The sequence below is a fragment of the Myxococcus llanfairpwllgwyngyllgogerychwyrndrobwllllantysiliogogogochensis genome (genome assembly GCF_006636215.1).
Classification (GTDB): domain Bacteria; phylum Myxococcota; class Myxococcia; order Myxococcales; family Myxococcaceae; genus Myxococcus; species Myxococcus llanfairpwllgwyngyllgogerychwyrndrobwllllantysiliogogogochensis.
In genome coordinates, this window is sequence record NZ_VIFM01000576.1 from 1 (window position 1) to 783 (window position 783).

Here is a 783-nt window from a genome sequence, read left to right on the forward strand (position 1 = left end):
GGACTCCGCGAAGAGAGGCAGTTTTCCCTCGGCAAGGATTGCGCTAAATGCTGAGCGCCCACTGCGGACGCGCTGGAAGGCTACTGAGAGGCGCCTGAAGAGGTACTGGAACGCCACTCGTTCCGCGATAGTAGGAATTGCAGTATAATTGCAATTCCTAATTACACAGAGGATTGCCGTGAGCATCATTGGACTTGACATTGGCTATTCCAACTTGAAGTTGGCGTACAGCGACAAAAGCGGAAATCTTGTCACGGCAATTCGGCCCGCTGGTGCGGCACCCGCCGATCGTTTCGGTAGCCGCTTCGACGGCAGAGCGCAGGACGATTTCCTGCACGTGTTGGTCGGCGATGATCCCTACATCGCAGGAGTTTCATCCGACCGCGCAGAGATGTGGGAGCGCTCGCTTCACGCGGACTATGCAAATACCCCTTCATACCAGGCCCTTTTCCACGCTGGCCTGCTGATGGCTGGCACGACGGATGTGAAGATGCTCGTCACGGGTCTTCCGGTTCATCAATATAAAGACGAGAAGCTGCGCGCCGCGTTGGAGGCTAAGTTCATCGGCGAACACCGTATCACACCGAAACGCACGGTTAATGTCGAGAAGGTGAAAGTCGTCGCGCAGCCGGTGGGCGGTCTGTTTGACATGATCAATCAGGAGGACGAGGAGAATCCCCAGATTGATGAGGACGCCCGCATTCTGGTCATCGATCCCGGATTTTTCAGTATCGACTGGGTGCTCATTGCCAATGGTCAGCTCCAGCTCAGGTCCAGTGGAAC

1 protein-coding gene is annotated in these 783 nt (G+C 55.8%); it reads left to right on the forward strand.

The genetic code is table 11. The features are described from left to right. Window positions 1-178: 178 nt before the first annotated feature. On the forward strand, window positions 179-783 hold a 605-nt coding region (locus FJV41_RS55095), incomplete at its 3' end, for a ParM/StbA family protein (RefSeq protein WP_141649539.1).